Origin of the sequence: Streptomyces sp. MMBL 11-1 (assembly GCF_028622875.1) — a bacterium.
In the GTDB taxonomy this organism is placed as follows: Bacteria; Actinomycetota; Actinomycetes; order Streptomycetales; family Streptomycetaceae; genus Streptomyces.
Map to the genome: position 1 here is coordinate 7,640,073 of NZ_CP117709.1, position 24,556 is coordinate 7,664,628.

The window sequence follows — 24,556 nt, forward strand, 5'->3', positions numbered from 1 at the left end:
GTGACGAGTAAGCAAGCTGTTCCTCGCGCTCCAGACGTGTCGGCACGCCCCCACGGCTCCGGTGTGTCGCTCGTGGGCGGTCATCCGGTGCTCGACTTCGCCAACACCGTCGCCTGGCGCTTGGACCCCGCCCGAACCGTCGACCGTGTCCGAGGCACCGAGGCGTGGGCGAGCTGGGCCGTTGCCGGCGGACTGTTCACCGCCGACCGCGCCGAGGCGCTGCTCCGGGCGGAGGCGGCGGACTCCACCCCCTCGAATACCGCGACCGCGGCGCTCCTCGACCTGCGCGCCGCCCTCTGGCCGGTCCTGGATGCCCTGGTCGACGATCAGGAGCCCCCTGCCGCAGAGTGGGAGGCGCTGCGCCGGAACATGGTGCTGGCCCGGGAGGACGCCGTACTGCCCCCCGCTTTCCCTCTGCGGTGGCAGCCCGGCACGGGCCGTCTCGACGATCTGCGCCACGCGCTGGCGCTGCGGACGGAGGACCTGCTGAGCGGGGACGGCCTGGGCCGGGTCCGGCGCTGCGCGGGCCCCGGATGCGGCTGGTTCTTCCTCGACCGGTCCCGGAGCGGGACCCGGCGCTGGTGCAGCTCGGAGGACTGCGGCAACCGGGACCGCGCCAGACGCCACTACGCTCGCACCCGGCAGCGCGGATGACCCCGAGAGCCCGCCGCCGGGCCTCATCCGTAGGCGCGGGCGAGGATCGGGGCGGTCAGCCGCCGCAGTTCGGTGGAGAGCTCAGCGAAAGGTTTCTGGGGCTCCTTGGTCAGCCGGCCACCTACGAAGGCGGCGTGGCCCTCGGAACGGCGGGCGTGGTCGCTGAGCTCCAAGAGGGGCACGGCAGGTGCTGTTGAGACGGAGTGGAAGTCGCGCACAGCTCCGCACGGATGCCCATATGGCTATCGGCATTCGAGCTCAAGGCCTTGCCGATGGCTCTGGACGTGCAGCTGTGGTGTGTCCTTCGCGGCGGCTGCTGGAGACGCTTCGAGGGTAGGAACCGCCACACCGGGACTTGTGGGACAGCTTTTAGCCTGCCCAGTGCGACGGGTGTTCCAGCGGGTGGGTGACCTTCGTGCGGGCGTCGCCCCGCGCGGCGTTCAGCTGCGACTGCGTGAGGAACAGCGCGCCGCGCAGATCAGCCCCGCACAGGTCGGTGTCCCGCATGTCCGCGCCGATCAGGTCCGCGTCACGCAGGTCGGCGTCGGACAGGTCGGCCGCGATCAGAAGGGCGCCGCGCATGCTGGCGCCGCGCAGCTTCGCACCGCGCAGCCGGGCGCCCATGAGGTTGGCGCCCCGGTGGTTCTTCCCGCGCCCCGGGACCGCCGCGCGGGCCAGCTCGCCGGCGCGCAGGAGCAGCGGGTTCACCTCGCCGCGCAGCGCGTCCACGTCGACGGCGAGCAGGCTCTCCGCCGTCTCGCGGGTGAGCGCGTCGATCCGCTCGTACGCGTGGCGCAGGTCCCGGTGGACGGGTCGTGCCGCGGGCAGGTCCAGGGCCTGCGCGGTGTACTTCAGGAGCTCCTGCAACTGGCGTACGACGGGGAGGACTTCGAACATCGCACGGGCGGAGTCCGGCTCCTCGCGCCAGCTGACGCCCTTGAAGGTGACCTGGGAGACCTTCTGGCCCGCGCCGAAGCAGTCGAACACCGTGCAGCCGTTGTAGCCCTGGTCGCGCAGCCGCTCGTGGATGCCGCAGCGGAAGTCCTCCTGAAGGTTTCCGCAGGGCGTGCCGGCGGACTTGTTCACCGGGAAATCCGACGAGCGCGAAAAGGGCAGTGCCACGCAGCACAGCCCGAAGCAGTTGCCGCAGTCGGCCTGTAGGTCGGGCTGCGCGGCGAACGAGCTGCGCTCGGTCTGCGCGGCGGACGAGTCGCGCTCGGGCACGGGGACTCCTGATGCGGCGGTGGACGGCGGTGCGGTGTGGCTGAAGCGCTCCATTGTCCCTCGTGGGAGGAGTGCGCCCGAACGCGGACCGCGACGGTACGAGGGGCCGGGCGTGCGCGGCCGGGGGCGGGGCCGTGTGGGGCACGGCGGCGCGCGTGGTCGGCCGTCGTCTCCCACATGCCCGGCGTAGCCGTGTGCTGGAGACTGAGAGGGCGCCCGGCGACTCAGGTCCCCGGCGGGTGCGTACGAGAGAGGCGAGGACCCGGTATGTGCCCGAAGCAGGACGAGGCGGGTGGCCCGCCTGTTCGCGGGGCCGGCGGAGAGCGGGACCCGGGCGGCGGCGCCGACCGCTTCGAGGTCGACGAGGAGGTACAGCACGCCCTGGACCGGCTCACGCTGCTCATCAACGCGGCGGAGGCCCTCTCCAGCACGCTCGAAGTGGACCAGGGGCTCCGTCGGCTCTGCCGCACGCTCGTCCCCGGCCTGGCCGACTGGTGCGCGGTCGACCTGCTGGACGACCAGGGGCGGCTGCGCAGGCTCGTCGTCGAGCACCGGGACGCCGATGTGACGTCCCCGGGCCTGGACGAGGGGCTGCTGCCCCCGGCCGAAGGGTCGGCGGCCTCGGTCGCCCGCGCGCTGCTGGGTGTGGGCCCTGTACTGCTCACGGACTTTCCCCCGCCCAAGGAGGCGGACGACCCTCTGTGTTCCCGGGAGAAGGATCTCTTCGAGCGGCTCGGGGCCGATACGGCGGTCGTCGCCCCGCTCCGAGCCCGGCGTCAGGTGCTCGGTGTGCTGACCCTGGCTCGTACCTGTGGAGAAGCCCGGCTGACCGAGGAAGCCCTCTCCCTCGTCGAGGACCTCGCCCACCGGGTGGCGCTGGCCGTCGACAACGCGCGCCTGCACGCCGAGGCACAGCACACGGCAGAGCGGCTGCAGCGTTCCCTGTTGCCCGGCCTGCCCACGGACGGCCCACTCGACGTGGCGGCCCGCTACCGGCCGGCCAGCACCACCGCCCGCGTCGGTGGTGACTGGTACGACGCCTTCGTGCTGCCGGACGGCGCGATGACACTGATCATCGGCGATATCGCGGGACATGACCTGCGGGCCGCGGTCATGATGAGTCAGACCCGCAACATGCTCCGGGGCATCGCCTGCGACCGCAAGGAACCGCCCGGCAAGATCCTCGCCCGGCTGGACGCGGCCCATCACATCCTCTATCCCCATCAGACGCTGACCTGTATCTACGCGCTGGTCGAACGGCTGGGCGCGGACGAGCCGTGGCTGCTGCACTACGCGGTGGCGGGCCACCCCGCCCCCCTGTTGGTGACGCACGACGGGGAGACCCGCTTTCTCACCGGGGGCCGTAGCGTCATGCTCGGGGTGGAGCCCGAGGTCCATCGCCCCGCCACGACCGACACACTTCCGCCCGACTCGACCGTGCTGCTCTACACGGACGGCCTCGTCGAGCGCCGTGAGGAGGACATGGACCGGGGTCTGGCGCGCCTGCGGCAGCACGCGGCGGCCCTGGCCCGTGAACCGCTCGAGACGTTCTGCGACGAGATCCTGGAAGGCATGGCCGGAGGCGGCTCGGACGACGTCGCCCTGATCGCGGTCAGGATCGCGCCCCCGCACGCCGGCCCCGACGTGGCCGCCCCCTGACCTGGAAACGCCACCGGCAGGAGGCGCACCAGCCGGACCGGGGCGGTCCTGCGCTACCCCGCGGCGGTGATGTCCACCGGATGCTGCTCGTGGGTGGCCGGTGCGCCGGTGCGTTCGGTCTCGTCCTGGACGAGCAGGGAGAGCAGGGAAGCCACGGGCAGGCCGGCTTCGGCGGGGTGGCGCAGGACCTTGTCCGGGCCGATGCGGTAGGTGTTCGTACGTCCTTCCCGGGTGTGGGAGAGGTATCCGTCCCGTTCCAGGTCGGAGATGATCCTCGAGACGGCGCGCTCGGTGAGCCGACAGCGGGCGGCGATCTCGCGGATGCGGATGGTGGGGTTGTCGGCGATGGCTGCCAGCACGCGGGCGTGACTGGTGATGAACGTCCATCCGGTGTGGGACTCAGGTACAGCTGCCATGGACACCATTTTAAGGGACACAGGTTGCCGGAAGCATGTTGCATGACATATTTTTCCGGTAACCGATGACCTGTTCCCGTGTTCCCGTACGGGAGAAGAGCAGAAGGAGCCCGAGGTGTTCTGGAACGACGCGGCCTTGTCGACGTGCACGAGCAGCGCCAGCGGGACTCCGGCCCCGGAGGTTTTCAGCGTGGACGCTTACCGCGGTCCGAAGGTGCGGCAGTACGAGTACCGCGGGGCCTGGGTGGTCGCCGCCGCCGGCGAGTACGACCTGGGCTCGATCGCTCCGCTCCGGGAGGCGCTGCACACCGCGACCAGGCAGTACCCGAAGGTGGTGCTCGAAGCCTCCGCCGTCACTTTCGCCGACTCGGCGTTCCTGAACCTGCTGATCCTGACCCACCGGACGGGGAGGCTGCGGGTCGCCGCACCCTCCGCGCGGGTGCGACGCCTCCTCGAGATCTCCCGCGTCGACAGCGTCCTGGAGATCCGCCGGACGGTCGAGGAGGCTGCCGCCTCGTAACCCGGCGCGCCCCATCGTCATCACGCAGAGCTGACCGGTACGCGATCCACCGCGCCGTGCGCACTGCGAAGCCCGGTGATCGGTGAGGGAGTGCCGGAGAGCTGTCCGGCGGAACTCTGCGGGGCGCCCGGGGCTCTTCCCCGGCTCGCCGCCACCGCTGGGCCCCGGCCTTTCCTTGGTGGTGGGGACCTCCGGGTTCCCGCGCGCTGGGTCCGAAGGGCTCGTCGTGGCGCCCGCCCACCGGCGCTCCCGCCACCGCAGCCCGCTTCCCGCTCCCCGCTCCACCACCACGTAAGACACGGTCGCAGACCTTCACGTAAGACGCGGTCGCAGACCCTTTTCCGGCCCTGCCCCCCGGCGGATGGCCTCCACGGCGCGAAATATACCCCCGGGGGTAAGCGTGTTACGGTGCTAGGCATACCCCGGGGGGTAACTTTCGTCGGAAGGGGAATCCTGTGTTCTTCGTTGAGGCCATCAACGTGGAGGGCTTGGGCAACCGCGGCTACGTGGCCGGTGGTCGGCAGACGGCGGTCGCGGTGGACCCGCCCCGCGACATCGATCGGGTGCTGGCCGCCGCCGCCCGGCGTGGTGTGGCGATAACCCATGTGGTCGAGACGCACCTCCACAACGACTATGTGACCGGCGGTCTCGAACTGGCCCGTATCACCGGAGCCGCCTACCACGTTCCGGCCGGGGCGCACGTTTCGTTCGCCCGGACCGCCGTGTCCGACGGTGACACCGTCGTCATCGACGCCGAACTGACCCTGGCCGCGGTGGCGACGCCCGGGCATACGCCGCACCACATGGCGTACGTGCTGAGCGAGGCGGGCAGGCCCGTCGCCGCGTTCACCGGCGGCTCTCTCCTCATCGGTACGGTGGGGCGGCCCGATCTCGTGGAGCCGCGGCTCACCGATCGGTTGGCCCGAGCTCAGCACGCTTCCGTCCGGCGCCTCGCCGACGCCCTGCCCGACGAGACCGAGGTGCTGCCGACGCATGGGTTCGGCAGCTTCTGCTCGTCCGCCCAGGCCGACGGGGAGGCGACCACGATCGGCAAGGAGAAGGCGGTCAATCCGGCTCTCACCGTGGAAGTGGACAGCTTCGTCGCCGAACTGCTGGCGGGTCTGGAGGACGTGCCCGCGTACTACGCGCACATGAGCCCCGTCAACGCGGCCGGGCCCGCTGCCGTGGACCTGACCGCGCCGGCCGTCGCCGACCCCCACGACATCGCCGCGCGGCTCGCGGCGGGGGAGTGGGTGGTGGATCTGCGCAACCGCGTCGCTTTCGCCGAGGGGCATGTCGCGGGTTCGTACAACTTCGAGGCGGACGGCAAGCTCGCCACGTATCTCGCCTGGTTGATCCCCTGGGGCAAGCCGGTGACGCTGCTTGCCGAGTCGGCCGAGCAACTCGCCGCGGCCCAGCGGGAGCTGGTGCGCGTCGGCATCGACCGGCCGGCCGCCGCCGCGACCGGGGGTCCGGCGGACTGGCTCCGTGCCGGCGAGAGTGCCGCGTCCTTCCCCCGCGCCACGTTCGCCGAACTGGCCGGTCAGGAGAGGGGCCGGATCGTCGTACTGGACGTACGCCGCTCGTCCGAACGGGCGGGGGGCTGGATCGAGGGCTCCGTCCACATCCCGGTCCACCAGATCCACCAGCGTATCGACGACGTGCCCGACGGCACGGTCTGGGTGCACTGTGCGGGCGGGATGCGTGCGGGCATCGCCGCGTCGCTGCTGGACGCGGCGGGGCGGGACGTGGTCGCCGTGGACGACGGCTTCGCCGCCGCCGCCGAGGCCGGGCTGGCCCTCGTCACCGGAGAAGGGTGACGTCGTCGATGTATCTCCTCCGGGGAAGCGGACAACGCCTCTCCCCGGGCGAGGCGTTGTCCGCACCGCCGGGGAGCGGCCCGAAGCCGCGTGGGCCGCCGCAGGGCCGCCGGTGATCGACGAGCACGGTGACGGTGACTCGAGGCGCTGCGGATGCTGCGGCCCTCTGCTGCCCGGCCGAAAGAGGGGACACGGCCAGTGAAGGCGGCCGGGACCGGTGCCGGTCTCGGCGCCGTGACGGGATTCCTCGGGGTAGGAGGCGGATTTCTCGCCGTGCCCCCCTGGTCGGTGTTCTCGGCCTGCGCATGAAACAGGCCGTGGGCGCCAGCGTCCTGGTCATCACCCTCAACTCCCTCGCCGCCCTCGTGGCACGGTCGGGAACCGGCGACGACCTGAGATGGGAAGTGATTGCCCCGTTCGCCGGAGCGGCGATCCTCGGGGCCTGGGACGGCACACGGCTGGCAGCGAAGGTCGACGACGCCAGGCCGCGGAAAGCCTTCGCGTACACGCTTTTCGCGGTGGCGGCCTTCATGCTCGTCGACGTGGTCGCCTGAGCACGCGGGCCGCCCCCGGCGTCAGGCGAGCGACAGGAAGAGCTTCTCGAGCCGGGCACGCATCTCGTCCCGGGACTCACCGGAACGCTGCCCGTCCTCCACCTCGGTCAGGCACTGCTGGAGCCCGGTGGCGATAATCGCGAACCCGGCCCGGTCCAGCGCCCGCGACGCCGCCGCCAGCTGGGTGACGACATCCTCGCAGTCCCGCCCCTCCTCGATCATCCGGATCACGCCGGCGATCTGCCCCTGCGCCCGGCGCAGCCGGTTCAGAACCGCCTTGAGCTCCGCTCCCGCCAGATCAAGCTCCATCATCACTCCTCATGAAATACCCCCAGGGGTAATGTACTCCCTTTGGCCGGGGATCCGACAGAAAAGGATGACACCTGCCATGAGCCCCCAACCGCCCCGGCGCGGCGGGCCTCGACGCCACCCTCGCGGCGCTGCGCGGGCGCTGACCGGCCTCGGCGCCTCCCACCGGGCGCGAGGGTGAAGGGTGGAGCTGCGGAACGGTTTCCGCTCCGGGGCCGCCATGGGCGATCTCCTCCGTCCCTGGCGTCGAGACGTACACGGAAATGACCTCGTCACCCATGGTGGTGGGCGCGCCGGGGCGTGCGGCCGTCGTCCACCCGGTGCCCGCAACGCACGCTGCGTTACCGCTCCCGCCGCGGCACCGGCGCGACATGCGGTTCCGGTACGGTGCGTTGGGTTCGTGGGGCGGGGCGAGAGGAAGAGCACGTGAGCACGATGGATGGCGCGGGGCGCGGCGTCGCGGGCGGGATGCGGCGTCGGCTGGGCGTGTTCGACGCGGTGGTGATCGGTCTGGGGTCGATGATCGGGGCGGGGATCTTCGTGGCGCTGGGCCCGGCCGCGGAGGCCGCGGGTTCGGGGCTGCTGCTCGCCCTGGCCCTTGCCGCGGTGGTGGCCTACTGCAACGCGACGTCTTCGGCGAGGCTGGCCGCCCGCTATCCCCGGTCCGGCGGCACCTATGTCTACGGCCGGGAACGGCTGGGTGACTTCTGGGGCTATGTGGCCGGATGGGCGTTCGTCGTGGGCAAGACGGCCTCCTGCGCGGCCATGGCCCTCACGGTCGGCGCGTACCTGTGGCCCGGTCAGGAGCACGCGGTGGCCGTGGCCGCCGTGGCGGTGCTGACCGCGGTGAACTACGCCGGGGTGCAGAAGTCCGCCCGGCTCACCCGGGTCATCGTCGCGGTGGTCCTGACCGTGCTCGCCGCCGTGGTCCTCACCGCCCTGACCTCGTCCGGCGCGGACGCCTCGCGGGTGCGCATCGGCTCGGACGCCGGCATCGGCGGGGTGATCCAGTCCGCCGGCCTGCTGTTCTTCGCCTTCGCCGGGTACGCCCGCATCGCCACGCTCGGCGAGGAGGTTCGGGATCCCGCCCGTACCATTCCGCGCGCCATCCCGATCGCGCTCGGCATCGCGCTCGCCGTCTACGCGCTCGTTGCCGGTGCCGTACTGGCGGTACTGGGCCCGGGCGGACTGGCGGACGCGACCGCCCCGTTGGCGGACGCCGTACGCGCCGCGGGGGCCGACTGGCTCGTGCCGGTCGTCCGCGTGGGCGGCGCCGTCGCGGCACTCGGCTCCCTGCTCGCCCTGATCCTCGGCGTCTCCCGCACCACCCTGGCCATGGCCCGCGACCGGCATCTGCCGTACGCACTGGCCGCCGTCCACCCCCGTTTCGGGGTCCCGCACCGCGCCGAACTCACCGTCGGCGCTGTCGTGGCCGTGCTCGCCGCGACCACCGACGTACGCGGAGCGATCGGGTTCTCCTCCTTCGGCGTGCTGGCCTACTACGCCGTCGCCAACGCCTCTGCCTGGACGCTCACCCCCGAAGAAGGCCGGCCCCACCGCCTCGTTCCCGTGGTCGGGCTGACCGGCTGCGTGGTCCTCGCCTTCGCGCTGCCCCCGGGTGCCGTGATCTCCGGGGCCGTGGTCCTCGCCGCCGGAGCCGCTGTCTTCGGTGTCCGAAAGGCGGTCAGCGGCCGTACGCTCCGCTGACCCGTAAGCCGTGCTCCAGGTGGCGGGTGGCGGGTGAGTCGCGGGCGGAGAAATCCCGCCACGGAACTCCGGTCCGGGACCGCCGCCGCGCACCGTCCATCAGCCGCCGACAACTGAGGGCGGTCACGTGATCTCCGGCGGGCGGGCGAGAAGCGTTATACCCCTGTCGGGTATATCGTTGGTCGCGTAGGGCAGCGGAACCGCACCGGACGGGACGGGAGACGGCGACCATGGATCACGGCACGCACCACACCGATCACGACCCCGGCGGGCAGCCTACGCACACGGATCACGCCGGACATCAGAAGGGCGGCGCGACGTGGGGGACAGCCGCGAAGGCGACGCTGCACTGTCTCACCGGCTGTGCGATCGGTGAGATTCTCGGCATGGTCATCGGCACCGCCCTGCTGTGGGGCAATGTCGAGACGATGATCCTGGCGATCGCGCTGGCGTTCGTGTTCGGCTACTCGTTCACGCTGTTCGCGGTCCGCAGGGCGGGGCTGGACTTCAGGTCCGCGCTGAAGGTGGCACTGGCCGCCGACACCGTCTCGATCGCGGTGATGGAGTTCGTCGACAACGGCATCATCGCCCTGACGCCCGGAGCCATGGACGCCCACCTGTCGGACGCGCTGTTCTGGACGGCCCTTCTGGGCGGCTTCGCCGTGGCCTTTGTGATCACGACGCCGATCAACAAGTGGATGATCGGCCGCGGCAAGGGCCACGCCGTCGTTCACGCCTACCACTGACCGCATCCCCGCAGCCGCGCAGCCGCGTCAGGCTCGGGCCGGGGTGCGTGTCCTGTTCTCCCGGGGCCCCTGTGGGTTTGGTCAAGCGCCCTGGATCGATACTGGGCATTGACTGTTTCTGTGTGTGGGGGAACTGATGAATGCGTGGGCAGAGGTCGGGCGGGGTGTGGTTCTTGGTGCCGCCGCTTTGATGGTGGCGTTCAACTATCGCGATGTCGCGTGGCGGATCCATGGCTTCATGGCGAACACAGTGGGAATCAGTCGGCTCCTGACACCGGCGGTGGTCAGGTTCACCTGTGGTGCTCTGGGCGTTGCTTCGATTGTGAGCGTCCTGGTCGATCTGCCCCGGCCCTGAGCGACCTGCGAAGTGTCGGTGGTCATACCCCTAATCAGCGGTCAGTCAGTGCCTCCGGGCCCGGTGACACCACCCCCGGATCATGGTTGACAAGGGGGGAAGCAGGGGGAAGTCATGCCGGGCCCAGAGGCCGGGAGCCCCATTGCGAGGCCACGAAAAGGTAATGGGGGTCGGGTCGGTCGGCGCGTCAGGTGCGCGAGGTGACCTGACGGTGCGACAGGGCGGTTACGACGAGCGGCGACCGCCGGCCGCGCCTGCGCCGTCGGACGGTGCGCCTACACCGAGCTCGACGAGGGCGGGTTCCGGCGCCGCGCAGCAGCCTGAGCCGTCGGACGGTGCGGCGGCCGGGTCGTCGAAGAGGCCCGCCCCGCCGCAGACTCCGGTTTCGGGGAGGGTCAGTTCGACGCGGTCGGCGGCTTCCAGGTCGCCGGCGAGGGCGGCGGCCAGGGAGCGGACCTGCTCGTAGCCGGTCATGGCGAGGAAGGTCGGGGCGCGGCCGTAGGACTTCATGCCGACCAGGTACACGCCCTTCTCCGGGTGGGAGAGCTCGCGGTGCCCGTGCGGGTAGACGGTGCCGCAGGAGTGCTGGTTGGGGTCGATCAGCGGTGCCAGCTCCGTGGGGGCCTGGAGTCGCTCGTCGAGGCCGAGGCGGAGCTCGTCGAGGAAGCCGAGGTCGGGGCGGAGGCCGGTCAGCACGATGACTTCGTCGACCGGGTCCAGGCGGCGCCCGTCCTCGCCCACCAGGACCAGGCGGCCGTCGGCGTCCCGTTCGATCGCTTCGGTACGGAAGCCGGTCACCGCGTCCGCGTACCCGTCGTCGACAGCGGCCTTCGCCGCGAGCCCGAGCGCCCCGCGGGCGGGCAGCTGGTCGGCGTCGCCCCCGCCGAAGGTGGAGCCGGAGATACCCCGGCGCAGGACCCACGCCGCCTTCGTGCCCGTGCCGTCGTCGGACACGGCGAGGTCGGCGAGGGAAGCGAGCGCGGTGAAGGCGGAGGCCCCGGAGCCGATGACGGCGGTGCGACGCCCCGCGTAGCGGGCCCGTACGGCCGGGTCCTTGAGGTCGGGGACACGGTAGGCGATCCGGTCGGCGGCGGCCTTCTCGCCGAGGGCCGGCAGGCCGCTGGCGCCCGCGGGGGACGGCGTGGACCAGGTGCCGGAGGCGTCGATGACGGCCCGGGCGAAGATCCGCTCCTCGTGGCCGTCGGCATGGGCGATGTGCACGGCGAACGGCTGCTGGTCGCGGTCGGCGTCCACGGTCCGGTCGCGGCCGGCACGCGAGACGCCGGTGACCCGGGCGCCGAGCCGGACTCGGTCGCCGAGCGCGTCGGCGAGCGGCTGCAGATACCGCTCGGCCCAGTCCCCGCCGGAGGGATAGCTCGCCGGGTCGGGCCGTGTCCAGCCGGTGGGGGCCAGCAGCTTCTCGGCGGCCGGGTCGACGACCTCGCCCCAGGTGGAGAAGAGCCGCACATGTGACCATGCGCGCACCGCGGCGGCGGCGGTGGGCCCGGCTTCCAGGACAAGAGGCTCGATGCCCCGGTCGATCAGATGGACTGCGGCGGCCAGGCCGGTGGGCCCGGCCCCGATCACGACGACGGGCAGTTCGTTGGTGACGGGCGCGTTCACGTCGACGACTCCTTGGTTGTTTCGACATCTGTCGATGGATCGTGGGGCCCAGCATGACACTTGCATCGACAGGCGTCAACATAGACAGATGTCGAAATTGTGATGGCGTCCGCGCGGTGGCTCGTGCTGCGCGTCGGAGGCGGCCGGGTGGGATCGCTGTGGTTCGCTTCCGGTCCAGCTCCGCCCGCCCCCCCCCGCGCCGGACAGGCCTCTGGTCGTCCTGGTTTGACGTGTGTCAACATAGACGTATGTCGAATGCGAAGGTGCTGCCGTTGATCGAGCCCGCCGACGGTCAGGGAGTGGTGCCGTGCTGCCCGCCCCTGACCGAGCGCCCGATGACCGCCGAGGAGGCGCAGACGGCCGCGCGGATGTTCAAGGCGCTCGGCGACCCGGTGCGGCTGCGACTGTTCTCCGCGGTGGCCTCGCACGAGGGCGGGGAGGCGTGCGTGTGCGACATCTCCGATGTCGGCGTCTCCCAGCCCACCGTGTCCCACCACCTGAAGAAGTTGAAGGAGGCCGGACTGCTGACGTCCGAACGGCGTGGCACCTGGGTCTACTACCGGGTCGAACCGTCGGTGCTGGCCGGGATGGGCAGGCTGCTGACGCGGCCGGCCGCTTGACAGCCGGGATGGGGAGAGCTTTGAGCGAGGTGCCGGGGGTCGTGGTCGTGCCGCTGACGGCGGACCACGCCGAACAGGTGCTGGCGATCTATCGGGCGGGCATCGACGAGGGGAACGCCACCTTCGAGGCCGCCCCGCCCGACTGGGAGAGCTTCGACGCCGCGAAACTGCCCGGCCACCGTTTCGTCGCGCTCGGCGGGCACGGTGAGGTCCTGGGCTGGGTGGCGGCCGGCAGGGTTTCGGACCGGGGCGCGTACGCGGGCGTCGTCGAGCACTCCGTCTACGTCGACCCCACCGCGCGTGGCCGTCGGATCGCCACCGTCTTGCTGAGGGCGCTGGTCGACTCCACGGAGCAGGCCGGGATCTGGACCATTCAGGCCGGGATCTTCCCGGAGAACACCGCCAGCCTCGCCGTTCACGAGCGGGCGGGTTTCCGGGTCATCGGCATCCGGGAGAGGATCGGGCGCCACCGCGGCGTCTGGCGCGACGTCGTCCTCGTCGAGCGCCGCAGCCCCGCCGTTACGTGACGACGGGGCTCTGGGCTGTCCCGCGTACGGCGTCGCGGGACAGCCGCGCCGTGTCACGGGGCCGTCGTCACCGAACCGGGGGAGAACGTGCGCCGCCAGGCGAGCGCCACGTACACCAGGCCGATCAGCACCGGCACTTCGATGAGGGGGCCGACGACCCCGGACAGGGCCTGTCCGGAGGTGACGCCGAAGGTGGCGATGGCCACCGCGATGGCGAGTTCGAAGTTGTTGCCCGCCGCGGTGAACGCGAGCGTGGTGGTGCGGTCGTACGCCAGGCCGAGGCTCTTCCCGAGGAGGAAGGTCCCGAAGAACATGATCGCGAAGTACACCAGCAGTGGCAGGGCGATCCGGGCGACGTCGAGCGGCTGCGAGGTGATCGTCTTTCCCTGGAGGGCGAAGAGGACGACGATCGTGAACAGCAGGCCGTACAGGGCCCAGGGCCCGATCTTCGGCAGGAACCGCTGCTCGTAGTGCTCGCGCCCCATCCTCTTCTCTCCGAGGCGGCGGGTGAGGAAACCGGCCAGCAGCGGGATGCCGAGGAAGATGACGACGTTCAGCGCGATGTGCCACACGGAGACGTCCAGGCCCTGGCCGTCTCCGAGGTTCATCCACCGGGGCAGCAGGTCGAGGTAGAACCAGCCCAACAGGCCGAAGGCGAACACCTGGAACACCGAGTTGAGGGCGACGAGGACGGCCGCGGCCTCCCGGTCGCCGCACGCGAGGTCGTTCCAGATGATGACCATGGCGATACAGCGGGCGAGTCCCACGATGATCAGGCCGGTGCGGTATTCAGGCAGGTCCGGCAGGAAGATCCAGGCCAGGGCGAACATGACCGCGGGGCCGATGATCCAGTTGACCACCAGGGAGGAGACCAGCAGTCTGCGGTCGCCGGTCACGCGGTCGAGCCGGTCGTAGCGCACCTTGGCCAGCACCGGGTACATCATGACCAGCAGGCCGAGAGCGATCGGGAGGGAGATCCCGCCGATCTCGATCTTCGCGAGTGCGTCGTTCATCCCGGGGACGAGGCGGCCCAGGCCCAGGCCGACGGCCATGGCGAGCAGGATCCACACCGCGAGATAGCGGTCGAGGGTGGAGAGTTTCCTGACGATGGAGTCGTCCCCGTCCGGGCCGGCGCCCCGGGCGGACGTGGTGGTGGGCTCGGCGGAGGTCACGGGCAGGCCCTCTTGCTCTCACCGGCGGTACGGGCGGACTCGGCCAGCGCGGCGAACTGCGCGGACAGCCCGGCCAGGACCTCGGGCCTGAGCTTGTAGTAGGTGAAGCGGCCGCACGGCTCGGTCTCCACCAGCCCGGCCTCGCGCAGGACCTTCAGGTGGTTGGACAGGTTGGTCTGCTTGGCTCCGGTCTCCTCGACCAGGTGCGTCGTGCAGAGCGTCTCGCGGGCGAGCAGGGTCACGATCCGGAGGCGGAGCGGATCGCCCAGCACCCGGATCACATCAGGATCGACTGAAGTCAGCATGCGCTGATACTCTCACATCACCGCCCGCTGATACCCGCGGGTGTCATCGGAGTCATCGGCGGCCGAGTTCCGCCGTGCGACGGGAGAGAACGATCACCATGGCCGAGTCCCCCGGCAAGCCGTCCGTCCTGTTCGTCTGCGTCCACAACGCCGGCCGCTCCCAGATGGCCGCCGCCTGGCTGACCCACCTGGCCGGCGACCGCGTCGAGGTCCGTTCCGCGGGCTCGAACCCAGCAGGCGCCGTCAACCCCGCCGCCGTCGAGGCGATGGCCGAGGTGGGGATCGACATCTCCGCCGAGGCGCCGAAGGTGCTCACCGTCGACGCGGTCCGTGCGTCGGACGTGTGTATCACGATGGGCTGCGGTGATACCTGCCCCGTCTTCCCCGGCAAGCGCTACCTCGACTGGAAGCTGGAGGACCCGGCCGGTCAGGGCGTGGCGGCCGTACGCCCGATCCGCGACGAGATCAAGACCCTCGTCGAGGACCTGATCGCCGAGATCGCGCCCTAGTTCTCCTGGGCCGACGACCGATGACCGACGACCGGCGACCGGCGACCGGCGTTCGACGTCGAGCGTTCGACGTCGGGCGTCCTGTGGGTCGCGGGGTCGTCCAGGGGCGGCGGGACGCACCGGGCGATCGTCGTGCCGTGCGAGAACCTGACGGGCTGCCCGCGGCCCCGGCGGCCCTCCGTGCCTGACCGCTTGACCGCAGGGCCGCAGGCCCAGGCCGTGCGGACGGGCTGCGCGGCCCGGCCTGGGCCTGCGCCCCGGTCGGCCGGTCGCCGTGGTGACCGGCCGACGCTCCGTCCCGCTTGTGGCGCGCCGCCGTCGAAGCGCAACGCCGAACGGCTCGTCGGGGGCTGACGGCCCCTCCGGCCGCGCCCTCTCCCAACTTCGTTCCCGGGTTGCCCCTTTGGAGGCCAACGGCCGGGCCGACCCGCGCCCTCCCGTAGCCGGCCGACAGAACAATGCGTCGCCCTTTTCGTGTTATTTAGGGCGAATGGGGACATTGGCCCGTAGGTTGGGGAGAAACGCCACCCAGGTGGCGTCCCGTGTCCCCCGACCCGGAACCGGCCCGGTGCCGGGCTGCCGCCGTTCCACCGGCCGCCCGGCCTTCCGCGCCGCAGGTCATGAACGAGGAAAGGCAGGGCAGGTGAACGTGCTGGGGATCATCGCCTCCGCTGTGGCCGCGCTGTTCATCACGGTCGCACTCGCCAAGGGCGCCCGTCGTGCGGCGCTCCGCCCCCACGCCCAGGACGAACCGGGCGGGCATGCGCCACGGGCCGAAGCGCTGCGCAGGACCGGCGGTACGGCGGTCGTGCTCGGCGTCGGGACGGCTGTGGGCGCGGCCCTGTGGCTCGGCGCGGCGGACGACTCCGCGGGCTCCGTCGCGGGTCTGCTCGCCGGGACGGGGATCGTCGCCGCCCTCGGGCTCGTCCACGACCTGAAGCCGTTCCGGGCCGTCCTCCGCCTCCCCGTTCAGACGGCCGCCGCGGTCCTCGTCGTCTTCCTCGCCGGACTGTCACCGACTGCGGGCGTCCTGGCCGTGCTCTGGATCGTCCTCGTCACCAACGCGTTCGCCCTTCTCGACCAGGCCGACGGGCTGTTGACCGCCGTCGGCCTGGTCACCGCCGCCGGGCTCCTCGCCTGCGCCGCCGTCGGAGGGGGCCCCGCCCTCGTGCTGTTCCCGGCGGCCCTGGTGGCGGGTCTTGCGGGCTTCCTGCTCCACAACTGGTACCCGGCCCGCCTGCGGCTCGGCGCGTCCGGTGCGCAGTTCACCGGATTCGCGCTGGCCGCCTCCGGCGCGCTGGTCCAGGCGGCCGCCCCGTCGGGCCGTGCCGCCTGGGCCGCGCTGCCGGTCCTGGCGACGGTGGCCCTCGCCGACACCGCCCTGGTCCTGATCTCCCGCCGCCGCGCCGCGCGTTCCCCGCTGCGCGACACGGACGACCACATCGCGCACCGCCTGCGCCGGATCCGCGTCACCGTGCCGGGCACGGCGGTTCTCCTGGCTCTGTGGGCGGTCGTGCCGGTCACCACCGCGACACTGGTGTATGCGGAACTGCTGCACCCCGCGTTCCTCCTCCTGCCGCTGGCCGGGACGGCGGCCGCCGTGCACGCCCTGCTGAGGATCCCGGCGTACGCGCCGCCCCGCACGGCCGCGCCCCGTACCGCCGCCCGGCGCACCGCGGCGCCCGGCACCGCGATCCCCTCCGCCGCCTCCGCGCCGGGTGTCACGGGTCCCGCTCGCGGGAAGGGCACTCCTTCCGGCACCGCCAGGACCGCGGCGGGGCGTCCCACCGTGCCGCCCCCGCCCACCGGCCGGTCCGCCGCCGCGGTCGCTGCCGAGCGGAGCTGACGCGGCCCGGCCCGTGGTCATCCCCGGAGCCGGCCGAGTGCGGCGCGGGCCGCGGTGCGCGCGTACGGGGAGAACATCAGATACGGCGCCCACGGCCAGGTGTGCCGCAGGCAGTACACCCACCACTGGTGGAGTGGCAGCTCCTGCACGGAGGTCGCACGGCGCAGTGCCTCCCGGACGCCGATCCCCGGCTCCCAGGACCCGGGAGCGTCCGGTCCGCCCGCGCACGCACCGGCGTGCCCCGGGGCGACGAACGCGGCCACCCCGGCCCGCCGCGCGCGGCGGCCGTGGTCGTAGTCGCCCAGCCGGTGGGGGAAGATCTTGTCGGGGTCCCCGACGAGGTCGTACACGGCACGGGGCACCAGGACCACGCGCCCGTCGTACGTGTCGCAGGGCTCGGGCCGGTGCGCGCCGGGCTCGACGAGCGCCAGGGACCGGCCCCGCCGACCGGAGTACACGGTGTCCCCGTACGCGTTCCGCACCGCGCCCACGACCACGCTTCCGGGCCCTGCCGCCCCGGCCGTGCGCAGGAGGTTCGCGAGGGCGTCCGGGAACAGTTCGACCCCGTCGTCGAGCCAGAGCTGATGCGTCCACGCATGGGTCGGCCCGGCGGGGACACCGCTGAGCGGACCGCCGCCCCCGCCGCCGCTGCGGCTGTTGCGGCTCGCGACGCGCAGCGCCAGGTTGTGGGGGACGCCCGCGTCCACCGACATGACCTCCACCGCCGGATGCCGCAGCCGGACCGCCTCCGGCGTACCGTCGGTGCTGCCGGTGTCCACGAGGTGCACGCCGAGGGTCGTCGCGGCGGGGAGCCCGCGCTGCTCCTCCAGGGCGCGCAGTGCGGACAGCGTTCGCGCGCGGCGGTCATGACTCGTCATCAGCACGGCCAGGTGAACGGAGTGCAAGGGGGCTCCTCAGCTCCTGAATATCACCAGTCACGCATAGAAGCTGATATTCCGCATAGGCTGGGCGGGTGAGCGCCGAACCGACCGCGAACCCGCTCGGGCCGCCGTGGGGATCCGCCTCCCCGTGCTGGTCCGGCCGTCTCGTGCCGGTGGCCGCCTTCCTGCTGGCTGTCCTGTGCGTGACGACGGTCGCCCTGACCGCGACCGTCCGGTCCACGGTCGCCTCGCCCGGCTTCTATCAGGCGGTGCTGGACGAGGAGTCGGCCTACGACCGCCTCTACAGCGAGGTGCTTGTCGACCCGGAGATCTCGCCGGTCACCCGCGACCTGCTCGCGCACCTGCCCGTGCCGGAGGCGTTGGTGACGTCGAACATCAAGGTCGTGCTGCCGCCCGCCACGGTCCGGGCCCTCACCGACCAGCAGATCGAGGCGGTGACCGGCTATCTGCGCGGCGACCGTGACGAGCTCCGGCTGACCGTCGGCCTGGACCCGGTGCTGCAGAATCTCATCGGCCTCGCACGCGTCTACCTCGGCGACCTGGTGGCGGGCATCCAGGGGAGCGACCAGCCGGACTTCGAACGCTTCACCGCCGACCTCGCCACGGCGCTCGACGCGCTGGAGGAGGGCCGCGCCCCGAACCTGCCCACGCTGCCGCTCACCGATAGCCAGGCCGACCGGGCTGCCGATGTCCTCCTCGCGGCGGTCCCGGAGCGGGAGCGGACGGCGCTGCGCCCCGAGATCGAGGTGGCCCTGGGGGAGGGCGACGTGTCGACCGCGCTGGCGGCCACCGCCGCCGCCGCGCTCTCCGAGGAGTCGCGGACCGCCGCCGCCGACCTCCGTGCCATCCTTCAGGACGGTACGTGGGACCTCACCAACACCCTGGCCACAGCCAGAATGGACCTCACGGCCCTGGAGAGGGCCCGTGGCGCCATCGAGCTTCTGACCCTGATCCAGGTCCTCGCCCTCACCCTCGCACCGGCCGCCCTCGCGACGCTCTGGCTCACCGGTCCCGCCGCCCCGGCCCGTCGGCTGATGCGACTGGGGCAGGCGCTCGCCTGCGCGGGAGCCCTGACCGCCGGGGCCGTGCTCCTGGCCCGCCTGATCACCGGGGGCCGCCTCGTCACCACACCGCCCTCCTGGGCGCCGAGCGTCAGCGCGCTCGTCGACGACCTCCAGCGCAACGCCGTGAACCAGGTGGTGGACACCGGGCTGAGCGCCGCCCTCGCGGCCCTCGCCGGCGGCGTGCTCCTCACGGGCGTGGGCTGGGGGCTGCTGGTGCGCCCGGGCCGGATGGAGACCCCGACCGCGGTGCGGACGACGGCGGCGGGCGTGGCCTGTGCCGCACTGGCCGGCGTACTGCTCGTGCCACCCGTGTTCGGCCCGTCCGCGCCCCGCCAGTGCCTGGGCGGCAGCCACCTGTGCGAACTGCGCTACGACGAAGCCGTCTACCTCACCTCGCACAACGCCATGTCCACCACCGCGGACCGGTTCATCGGCCCCCTCCAGGATCCCGACATCACCACCCAGCTCAACACGGGCGTCCGGGCCCTCCAGCTCGACACGTACCGCTGGGAGCGCCCGCAGGACATCGCCGGGCGCCTGGACTCCCCCGAATTCACCCCCGAGCAACGGCGCCTGATCTCCGGCGCCATCGACCGGGCCAATCCACCGCGCGAGGGCCTCTGGCTCTGCCACGGGGTCTGCCGCGCCGGGGCCATCGAACTGGTGCCGGCCCTGGAGGACATCGGCGACTGGCTGCGCGCCCACCCCACCGAGATCGTGACGCTCATCGTCCAGGACGACATCAGCCCCGAGGACACCGAGGAGGCATTCCGCGCCGCCGGTCTGGAAGACCTCCTCCACACCCCCTCGGCGGACCCGGACGCCCCGTGGCCCACCCTGGAGGAAATGATCGACAGCGGCCGACGGCTGGTGGTGTTCGCCGAGAAGGCCGACGGCCCGGCGCCCTGGTACCGCAACTTCTACCGGTACGGGATGGAGACCCCGTTCGCCTTCCGGAGCCCCTCCGAGATGACGTGCGCCCCCCACCGGGGCGGCACCGGAAAACAGCTCTTCCTGCTCAACCACTTCATCACGAACGAGGGCGGCAGTCGTCTGGACGCCGGGCGTGTCAACGCCCGCGACTGGGTCCTGAAGCGCACCCGGGCCTGCGAAGCGGAACGGGGAAGTCCGGTCACCTTCATCGCCGTCGACTACACGACGGTCGGCGACGCGCTCGGTGCGGTGGAGGAGCTGAACTCCCAGCGCGCAGAACAGAACTGACGAGCTGTCACAAGCAGGAACAGACCCGGTTGACGTGTCCGTCGCCCGAAACCCCGGGGGAACCGTGACGGGAGCGTGAGAGGCTACGTTTCCAGCGGCTCCCCACCGTGCGGACGGAGCCGGACCACTGCCGACAGATCGGGAAACAGCGCCCATGACGCATCCGAGCGACCCCGCACCGCACGGTGCTCCCGCCGCAGTTCCCGCCCCCGGCGACGGGCGCCGACAGCAGGGCGCGGGCCGTCTGCTGGCCGTGAGCGACCTGCACGCCGCGGTCACCGACAACCGGCGCATCGTGGAGTCCCTCCACCCGGTGTCCGACGCGGACTGGCTGATCGTCGCCGGCGATGTGGCGGAGCAGCCCGAGGACATCCGGTGGACGCTCGGCCTCCTCGCGGACCGCTTCGCCCATGTCATCTGGACCCCCGGCAACCACGAGCTGTGGACCCTGGGCAAGGACCCGGTCCGGCTGCGCGGCCAGGCCCGCTACGACCACCTCGTCGAGCTGTGCCGGGACCTCGGCGTGACCACTCCGGAAGACCCGTTCCCGCTCTGGCCGGGCCCGGACGGGCCAGTGGCGATCGCGCCGCTCTTCCTCCTGTACGACTACACCTTCCGCGCCCCGGGAACACACACGAAGGAGGAGTCGCTGGCCGTCGCGCACGAGTCCGGCATCGTCTGCAACGACGAATACCTCCTGCACCCGGACCCCTACCCGACCCGGGACGACTGGTGCCGCGCCCGGGTCGCCCTGACCGAACGCCGGCTCGCGGAGCACGACCCCGAGATACCCCTCGTCCTCGCCGGGCACTGGCCGCTCGTCCGGGAACCCACGTCGGTGATGTGGTACCCGGAGTTCGCCCAGTGGTGCGGCACCGAACTCACCGCCGACTGGCACCGCCGCTTCAACGTCACCGCCGTCGTCTACGGCCACCTCCACATCCCCCGTACGACCTGGTACGACGGGGTCCGCTTCGAGGAGGTCTCCATCGGCTACCCCAGGGAGTGGCGCGAGCGGGGGCACCCCCGCGGGCTGCTGCGGCAGATCCTCCCTTACGAGGGCGAACCCGCCCCACCGGCCCGGACCGACGCCGAACCGTCCGCACAGCGGCGCACCCCCGGAGGCTCCTCGTGATCGAGCGACTGCTGCCCGCCGAGGTCTCCTGTGCGGCCACCCGCGCCGAGACCGTCCCCGACGGAACCCTCTTCCCGGAGGAGGCGGCCCTGGTCGCGAAAAGCGTGGCCAAACGCAGGAACGACTTCGCGACGGCCCGCGCCTGCGCCCGGCGCGCCATGGCCGGACTCGGCCTGCCCCCGGTGGCGGTCCTCCACGGCCACCGGGGCCGACCGCTGTGGCCCGAGGGGATCGTCGGCAGCCTCACCCACTGCGAGGGGTACCGGGCGGCCGCGCTGGCCCGCGCGGCGGACGTGCTGTCGCTGGGCATCGACGCGGAGCCGCATGCTCCGCTCCCCACCGGCGTACGGGAGTTGGTGACACTGCCGGCGGAATGCGAGCGGATCGGTCCGCCCGCGCCGGAAGGCACGGGCGAAATCCACTGGGACCGTGTCCTGTTCAGCGCCAAGGAGAGCGTCTTCAAGACCTGGTACCCGATCACGGGGATCGAACTCGACTTCGGTCAGGCGGATCTGACGTTCCACCGGACAGACGGTACGGGCGGCGATCACGGACTTCGAGGCGGTACCGCCGCCGGGGGCACGTTCACCGCGCGACTGCTCCTCACGGACCCGGCCCTGCCGACGACGCTGCACGGCCATTGGCGGATCGAGGACGGCATCGTCGCCACGGCCGTGCTGGTCCAGCCCGACTGGCGGGAAAAGGAAGAGGCGTGACGACCGGTCAGCGGGTTGTCAGGGCGCGGGGGAGGGGGCGTCGTGATCGCGCAGCCCCTCCTCCGTACGGTGTGCCGTGTCGCGGACGATCCGTTCGAGGCCCTTGCGCACGTCCTGTTCCGTGCTCCCGTGCGGTGCGAACGCGGACACCGTGAGCACGAGGTCGCCGTTCCACAGGAGGAGGGTGCGTCCGGGGCGGCCCTGGTCGTCGGCCGGTATCACGTAGGCGGCGTCATGGAACTCCTCGGGCCCGCGCCCGTGGGCGCGGTCGAGGTCCTCCTTGACACGGTACGCGTGACGGGCGGCCTCGCTGTCCTCGTACACCGAGGCCCTGGTGATGAGCTTCCAGAGCATGCCGTCGGGGGCCTTCAGCTCCGCGAGGCAGCCGGTCTGCCGGTAGAGCGCCCGCGCCCCGCTCTCGCCGATGTCCTCCCGGGCGTCGGAGGAGGCGGAGTCGGTGGTGCCGCCGAGGGTGAAGCCCTCGACGGGCGCCGCGTCCATGAGGAGATCGCACGGTCTGCCGGTCCAGCTGTGGGTGCCCGGCGGGGGAGCGGCCCGATCCGCCGCCTTCCCGTTCCTTCCGTCATCGCCGCCGGAGCAGCCGGCCGCGACCGCCACCGCCAGCCCGATGAGCGCGGCCGACCGCGCCCGGCCTAATCCGGCACTCCTGGATCCGTGCATCTCCCACCCCTTCGTCCTGGAGCTTCCATTGTCCGATGCCCGTACCGGTGGGTAAAGGAGACCGGGTCCGCACCGAGGGGCGCGGGCCCGGCCGGTCGCGCGGGGCGACTCAGGAGCGGGCGGCTTCGGGGCCGAAGTCGCCGGTGAGGGCGGCGGCCATCCGCAGGTGCGGCGCCGCGTCGGCGGGCCGCCCCTGGCGCTCCAGCGTTCGGCCCAGCATCAGCCGCGCGTAGCTCTCCACCGGGTCGAGCTCCAGAACGGCCCGGAGCTCCTCCTCCGCCTTTCCCAGCCGGGCGGAGTGGTAGTAGGAGCGGGCCAGCAGCAGCCGCGGCGCGACCAGCTCCGGCGCTTCCTCGACGAGTCCGCCCAGGATGCGCGCGGCCGTCAGGTACTCCTTGGACTCGAAGAACATCCGCGCCCGGTCCCACCGGTCGGCCGCGGTGCCGAACTCGTAGTAGGTCTCGGTCTCGCTCACGTGTCCTCCTTCGTGTGGTGCGGGCCGGCTCCGGACCGCCCCGCCGTACGTTCAGCCATGACAACACCGCACAATGGTTGAACATTCCACTAAAATTCTGGCGTGGGACCCGCTGCCCCACGCTCCCACGGGAATAGGTTGAGCGTCATGAGCAATCTCGATCACCAGGCCGCGCCCTCCGTCTGCGGAGGGCGCGGCTTCGTCGTCGCCGAGCCCGTCCGCGAGCTTCTCGCTCCCCGCCGTGTCCAGCTCGGCGAGGCCACCGAGGTCCGCCGCCTGCTGCCCAACCTCGGCCGGCGCATGGTGGGCGCCTGGGCCTTCGTGGACCACTACGGCCCCGATGACATCGCCGACGAGCCCGGAATGCAGGTCCCGCCCCATCCCCACATGGGTCTCCAGACCGTCAGCTGGCTCCACGACGGGGAGGTCCTCCACCGGGACAGCCTCGGCAGCCTGCAGACGGTACGCCCTCGGGAACTGGGCCTGATGACCTCGGGCCGTGCCATCAGCCACTCCGAGGAGAGTCCGAAGGAACACGCCCGGCTGCTGCACGGAGCGCAGCTCTGGGTGGCCCTCCCGGAAGCGCACCGCGACATCGAGCCGCACTTCCAGCACCACACGGACCTGCCCGTGGTCACCGCCCCCGGCGTGACCGCCACCGTCATCCTGGGCGAACTGGACGGCGCGGCCTCGCCCGGCACCGCGTACACCCCGATCGTCGGCGCCGACGTGGCCCTGGCGGGTGGCGCCGGGGCTCGTCTGCCCCTGGACCCCGACTTCGAGTACGCGGTCCTGTCCATGTCGGGCGAGGCGGAGGTCGACGGAGTCCCCGTCCTCCCCGGCTCGATGCTCTACCTCGGCTGCGGCCGCACCGAACTGCCGCTGCGCGCCGTCTCCGACGCCGGACTGATGCTCCTGGGCGGCGAGCCGTTCGAGGAGGAACTCGTCATGTTCTGGAACTGGATCGGACGGTCCCAGGAGGACATCGCGCAGGCTCGTGACGACTGGATGAACGGCACGCGCTTCGGTGAGGTGAAGGGCTACGACGGCGCCCGTCTGTCGGCCCCCGAACTGCCCGCGACCCCGCTGAAGCCACGCGGACGACTGCGCTGACCTGCGGAAACCTATGGACGGTCTGGTCGTGTTTCCACTGGCGACCGCCATACTGGGCACCGATCCGCCTTCCGTCCTGGTGCAGAGTGCTCGGGCGTCTATTGGATGTGGGAGGAGGCGCGGCGAGTCTCGTGTTTGAGCGTGTGTGTCAGGGTTCGATCGGATCGGTGCTGACCTCTTGCTGACTTTCCTGATTTCCTGTCAGGTGGTGGTAGCCGTATGCCGGAAACCTGTCCCGGACGGATCCGCTGAAGCGTGAGCGGGTCCAGCAGAGCCCGGGCGCGAACTCGTCCGGCCGGCTTCCGAACCACCCTCGCCGAAGCCGGGAAGTGCGCATCGGCTGGTTCCGGCGGGTGCTCACCGACGAGTTCCGGAAGTGGCCCAGTCAACTTCCAGGCAGCGAGGTCAGGCGTCACTTACCTGTGCAGCAGTTCCCGGCGCCGCCAAGAGAACGGGGATCAGACGTCGCAGCGAAGCCGTGGGCGTGTGACTCCGCCTGTCCGTTGCTCACGGCCTGGACTGCCATTGACGTCACGCTCAGTCAGCCCTCCACGGAAAGTGAGCCAGAACCGAATCATGGGTTCTGGCTCACTTTCCGTGGAGCATGCACGCTGCGTGACGGTTGTCGGGCGGGTGGGCCCTGAGGAACTTGCCCGGAACTGGCCCGTACCGGGTGCGGGGTA

The 24,556-nt window shown here is 71.8% G+C and carries 25 protein-coding genes and 1 pseudogene; 16 read left to right on the forward strand and 10 right to left on the reverse strand.

Annotation, left to right across the window (positions count from 1 at the left end):
- Positions 1-36 precede the first annotated feature (36 nt).
- Positions 37-654, forward strand: coding sequence for a CGNR zinc finger domain-containing protein (locus PSQ21_RS33740; protein ID WP_274035176.1), 618 nt, complete (start codon positions 37-39; stop codon positions 652-654).
- A gap of 23 nt (positions 655-677) precedes the next feature.
- Here the strand turns inward: PSQ21_RS33740 and PSQ21_RS33745 are convergent, their stop codons facing one another.
- Both PSQ21_RS33745 and PSQ21_RS33750 read right to left on the reverse strand, forming a co-directional pair.
- Positions 678-836 carry a hypothetical protein gene (locus PSQ21_RS33745; RefSeq protein WP_274035177.1) on the reverse strand — a complete coding sequence of 53 codons (159 nt, stop codon included), beginning with the start codon at positions 834-836 and terminating at the stop codon, positions 678-680.
- Between the two features lie 187 nt (positions 837-1,023).
- Positions 1,024-1,878 carry a pentapeptide repeat-containing protein gene (locus PSQ21_RS33750; RefSeq protein ID WP_274035178.1) on the reverse strand — a complete coding sequence of 285 codons (855 nt, stop codon included), beginning with the start codon at positions 1,876-1,878 and terminating at the stop codon, positions 1,024-1,026.
- Positions 1,879-2,145: 267 nt separating this feature from the next.
- On the opposite strand from PSQ21_RS33750, the gene PSQ21_RS33755 reads away from it, so the two are divergent.
- Positions 2,146-3,537 carry a PP2C family protein-serine/threonine phosphatase gene (locus PSQ21_RS33755; protein ID WP_274035180.1) on the forward strand — a complete coding sequence of 464 codons (1,392 nt, stop codon included), beginning with the start codon at positions 2,146-2,148 and terminating at the stop codon, positions 3,535-3,537.
- A 53-nt stretch (positions 3,538-3,590) separates the two neighbouring features.
- On the opposite strand, the gene PSQ21_RS33760 is transcribed toward PSQ21_RS33755, so the two are convergent.
- The gene (locus PSQ21_RS33760) at positions 3,591-3,953 is read right to left on the reverse strand and encodes a helix-turn-helix transcriptional regulator (RefSeq protein ID WP_274035181.1); all 363 of its coding nucleotides are present in this window, start codon (positions 3,951-3,953) and stop codon (positions 3,591-3,593) included.
- A gap of 190 nt (positions 3,954-4,143) precedes the next feature.
- Between PSQ21_RS33760 and PSQ21_RS33765 the strand changes: the two genes are divergently transcribed.
- From PSQ21_RS33765 to PSQ21_RS33775, 3 genes and pseudogenes are all read left to right on the forward strand, one after another.
- Positions 4,144-4,473 (forward strand): STAS domain-containing protein, encoded by a 330-nt coding sequence (locus PSQ21_RS33765; RefSeq protein WP_274035182.1) that lies wholly within the window; start codon positions 4,144-4,146, stop codon positions 4,471-4,473.
- Between the two features lie 455 nt (positions 4,474-4,928).
- Positions 4,929-6,293: an MBL fold metallo-hydrolase gene (locus PSQ21_RS33770; RefSeq protein ID WP_274035183.1), complete on the forward strand. Its 1,365-nt coding sequence runs from the start codon at positions 4,929-4,931 to the stop codon at positions 6,291-6,293.
- Between the two features lie 138 nt (positions 6,294-6,431).
- Positions 6,432-6,847: pseudogene (locus PSQ21_RS33775) on the forward strand (TSUP family transporter); the annotation flags it as partial.
- Positions 6,848-6,868: 21 nt separating this feature from the next.
- Here PSQ21_RS33775 and PSQ21_RS33780 read toward each other — a convergent pair.
- The gene (locus tag PSQ21_RS33780; RefSeq protein WP_274036074.1) at positions 6,869-7,156 is read right to left on the reverse strand and encodes a metal-sensitive transcriptional regulator; all 288 of its coding nucleotides are present in this window, start codon (positions 7,154-7,156) and stop codon (positions 6,869-6,871) included.
- Between the two features lie 435 nt (positions 7,157-7,591).
- Here PSQ21_RS33780 and PSQ21_RS33785 point away from each other — a divergent pair, with 435 nt between their 5' ends.
- The 3 genes from PSQ21_RS33785 to PSQ21_RS33795 all read left to right on the forward strand — a co-directional run bounded on the left by PSQ21_RS33785 (position 7,592) and on the right by PSQ21_RS33795 (position 9,964).
- A complete protein-coding gene (locus PSQ21_RS33785; RefSeq protein ID WP_274036076.1) occupies positions 7,592-8,863 on the forward strand; it encodes an APC family permease in 1,272 nt (423 codons plus the stop codon).
- Positions 8,864-9,093: 230 nt separating this feature from the next.
- The gene (locus PSQ21_RS33790) at positions 9,094-9,609 is read left to right on the forward strand and encodes a DUF4396 domain-containing protein (protein ID WP_274035185.1); all 516 of its coding nucleotides are present in this window, start codon (positions 9,094-9,096) and stop codon (positions 9,607-9,609) included.
- Between the two features lie 124 nt (positions 9,610-9,733).
- Positions 9,734-9,964: a hypothetical protein gene (locus tag PSQ21_RS33795; RefSeq protein WP_274035186.1), complete on the forward strand. Its 231-nt coding sequence runs from the start codon at positions 9,734-9,736 to the stop codon at positions 9,962-9,964.
- A gap of 225 nt (positions 9,965-10,189) precedes the next feature.
- Here the strand turns inward: PSQ21_RS33795 and PSQ21_RS33800 are convergent, their stop codons facing one another.
- Positions 10,190-11,587, reverse strand: a complete 1,398-nt coding sequence (locus PSQ21_RS33800) for an NAD(P)-binding domain-containing protein (RefSeq protein ID WP_274035187.1) — start codon at positions 11,585-11,587, stop codon at positions 10,190-10,192.
- 248 nt (positions 11,588-11,835) lie between these two features.
- Here PSQ21_RS33800 and PSQ21_RS33805 point away from each other — a divergent pair, with 248 nt between their 5' ends.
- Positions 11,836-12,207: an ArsR/SmtB family transcription factor gene (locus PSQ21_RS33805; protein WP_274035188.1), complete on the forward strand. Its 372-nt coding sequence runs from the start codon at positions 11,836-11,838 to the stop codon at positions 12,205-12,207.
- 8 nt (positions 12,208-12,215) lie between these two features.
- Positions 12,216-12,734: a GNAT family N-acetyltransferase gene (locus PSQ21_RS33810; protein WP_274035190.1), complete on the forward strand. Its 519-nt coding sequence runs from the start codon at positions 12,216-12,218 to the stop codon at positions 12,732-12,734.
- A gap of 53 nt (positions 12,735-12,787) precedes the next feature.
- Here PSQ21_RS33810 and arsB read toward each other — a convergent pair whose 3' ends face one another.
- Entirely contained in the window at positions 12,788-13,906 is a 1,119-nt protein-coding gene (gene arsB, locus PSQ21_RS33815) for an ACR3 family arsenite efflux transporter (RefSeq protein WP_274035191.1), read from the reverse strand.
- On the reverse strand, positions 13,903-14,211 hold the full coding sequence (locus PSQ21_RS33820; RefSeq protein WP_274035193.1) for an ArsR/SmtB family transcription factor: 309 nt from the start codon (positions 14,209-14,211) through the stop codon (positions 13,903-13,905). Before PSQ21_RS33820 ends, arsB begins: the two co-directional genes overlap by 4 nt.
- A gap of 98 nt (positions 14,212-14,309) precedes the next feature.
- Here PSQ21_RS33820 and PSQ21_RS33825 point away from each other — a divergent pair, with 98 nt between their 5' ends.
- Positions 14,310-14,720: an arsenate reductase ArsC gene (locus PSQ21_RS33825; RefSeq protein WP_274035195.1), complete on the forward strand. Its 411-nt coding sequence runs from the start codon at positions 14,310-14,312 to the stop codon at positions 14,718-14,720.
- A gap of 643 nt (positions 14,721-15,363) precedes the next feature.
- Positions 15,364-16,566 (forward strand): MraY family glycosyltransferase, encoded by a 1,203-nt coding sequence (locus PSQ21_RS33830; RefSeq protein ID WP_274035196.1) that lies wholly within the window; start codon positions 15,364-15,366, stop codon positions 16,564-16,566.
- Between the two features lie 17 nt (positions 16,567-16,583).
- On the opposite strand, the gene PSQ21_RS33835 is transcribed toward PSQ21_RS33830, so the two are convergent.
- Positions 16,584-17,471, reverse strand: a complete 888-nt coding sequence (locus PSQ21_RS33835; protein ID WP_274035197.1) for a glycosyltransferase family 2 protein — start codon at positions 17,469-17,471, stop codon at positions 16,584-16,586.
- 68 nt (positions 17,472-17,539) lie between these two features.
- On the opposite strand from PSQ21_RS33835, the gene PSQ21_RS33840 reads away from it, so the two are divergent.
- The 3 genes from PSQ21_RS33840 (at position 17,540) to PSQ21_RS33850 (ending at position 21,604) form a co-directional block, all read left to right on the forward strand.
- On the forward strand, positions 17,540-19,753 hold the full coding sequence (locus PSQ21_RS33840) for a hypothetical protein (RefSeq protein ID WP_274035198.1): 2,214 nt from the start codon (positions 17,540-17,542) through the stop codon (positions 19,751-19,753).
- Positions 19,754-19,907: 154 nt separating this feature from the next.
- Positions 19,908-20,888 carry a metallophosphoesterase family protein gene (locus PSQ21_RS33845; RefSeq protein WP_274035199.1) on the forward strand — a complete coding sequence of 327 codons (981 nt, stop codon included), beginning with the start codon at positions 19,908-19,910 and terminating at the stop codon, positions 20,886-20,888.
- On the forward strand, positions 20,885-21,604 hold the full coding sequence (locus PSQ21_RS33850) for a 4'-phosphopantetheinyl transferase family protein (RefSeq protein WP_274035200.1): 720 nt from the start codon (positions 20,885-20,887) through the stop codon (positions 21,602-21,604). The genes PSQ21_RS33845 and PSQ21_RS33850 overlap by 4 nt, the downstream gene beginning before the upstream one ends.
- An 18-nt stretch (positions 21,605-21,622) precedes the next feature.
- On the opposite strand, the gene PSQ21_RS33855 is transcribed toward PSQ21_RS33850, so the two are convergent.
- Together PSQ21_RS33855 and PSQ21_RS33860 are read right to left on the reverse strand one after the other, a co-directional pair.
- Positions 21,623-22,285, reverse strand: a complete 663-nt coding sequence (locus PSQ21_RS33855; RefSeq protein ID WP_274035201.1) for a hypothetical protein — start codon at positions 22,283-22,285, stop codon at positions 21,623-21,625.
- A 109-nt stretch (positions 22,286-22,394) separates the two neighbouring features.
- Positions 22,395-22,760, reverse strand: a complete 366-nt coding sequence (locus tag PSQ21_RS33860; RefSeq protein ID WP_274035202.1) for a tetratricopeptide repeat protein — start codon at positions 22,758-22,760, stop codon at positions 22,395-22,397.
- 147 nt (positions 22,761-22,907) lie between these two features.
- Between PSQ21_RS33860 and PSQ21_RS33865 the strand changes: the two genes are divergently transcribed.
- Positions 22,908-23,873: a pirin family protein gene (locus tag PSQ21_RS33865; RefSeq protein ID WP_274035203.1), complete on the forward strand. Its 966-nt coding sequence runs from the start codon at positions 22,908-22,910 to the stop codon at positions 23,871-23,873.
- Positions 23,874-24,556 lie beyond the last annotated feature (683 nt).

Bases quoted from the DNA above. Each gene is read 5' to 3' on its own strand.
- PSQ21_RS33805 (WP_274035188.1), top strand. From the start codon at position 11,836: ATGTCGAATGCGAAGGTGCTGCCGTTGATCGAGCCCGCCGACGGTCAG.
- PSQ21_RS33785 (WP_274036076.1), top strand. From the start codon at position 7,592: ATGGATGGCGCGGGGCGCGGCGTCGCGGGCGGGATGCGGCGTCGGCTG.
- PSQ21_RS33755 (WP_274035180.1), top strand. From the start codon at position 2,146: ATGTGCCCGAAGCAGGACGAGGCGGGTGGCCCGCCTGTTCGCGGGGCC.
- PSQ21_RS33865 (WP_274035203.1), top strand. From the start codon at position 22,908: ATGAGCAATCTCGATCACCAGGCCGCGCCCTCCGTCTGCGGAGGGCGC.
- PSQ21_RS33820 (WP_274035193.1), bottom strand. From the start codon at position 14,211: ATGCTGACTTCAGTCGATCCTGATGTGATCCGGGTGCTGGGCGATCCG.
- PSQ21_RS33760 (WP_274035181.1), bottom strand. From the start codon at position 3,953: ATGGCAGCTGTACCTGAGTCCCACACCGGATGGACGTTCATCACCAGT.
- PSQ21_RS33845 (WP_274035199.1), top strand. From the start codon at position 19,908: ATGACGCATCCGAGCGACCCCGCACCGCACGGTGCTCCCGCCGCAGTT.
- PSQ21_RS33790 (WP_274035185.1), top strand. From the start codon at position 9,094: ATGGATCACGGCACGCACCACACCGATCACGACCCCGGCGGGCAGCCT.
- PSQ21_RS33855 (WP_274035201.1), bottom strand. From the start codon at position 22,285: ATGCACGGATCCAGGAGTGCCGGATTAGGCCGGGCGCGGTCGGCCGCG.
- PSQ21_RS33825 (WP_274035195.1), top strand. From the start codon at position 14,310: ATGGCCGAGTCCCCCGGCAAGCCGTCCGTCCTGTTCGTCTGCGTCCAC.
- PSQ21_RS33780 (WP_274036074.1), bottom strand. From the start codon at position 7,156: ATGGAGCTTGATCTGGCGGGAGCGGAGCTCAAGGCGGTTCTGAACCGG.
- PSQ21_RS33810 (WP_274035190.1), top strand. From the start codon at position 12,216: ATGGGGAGAGCTTTGAGCGAGGTGCCGGGGGTCGTGGTCGTGCCGCTG.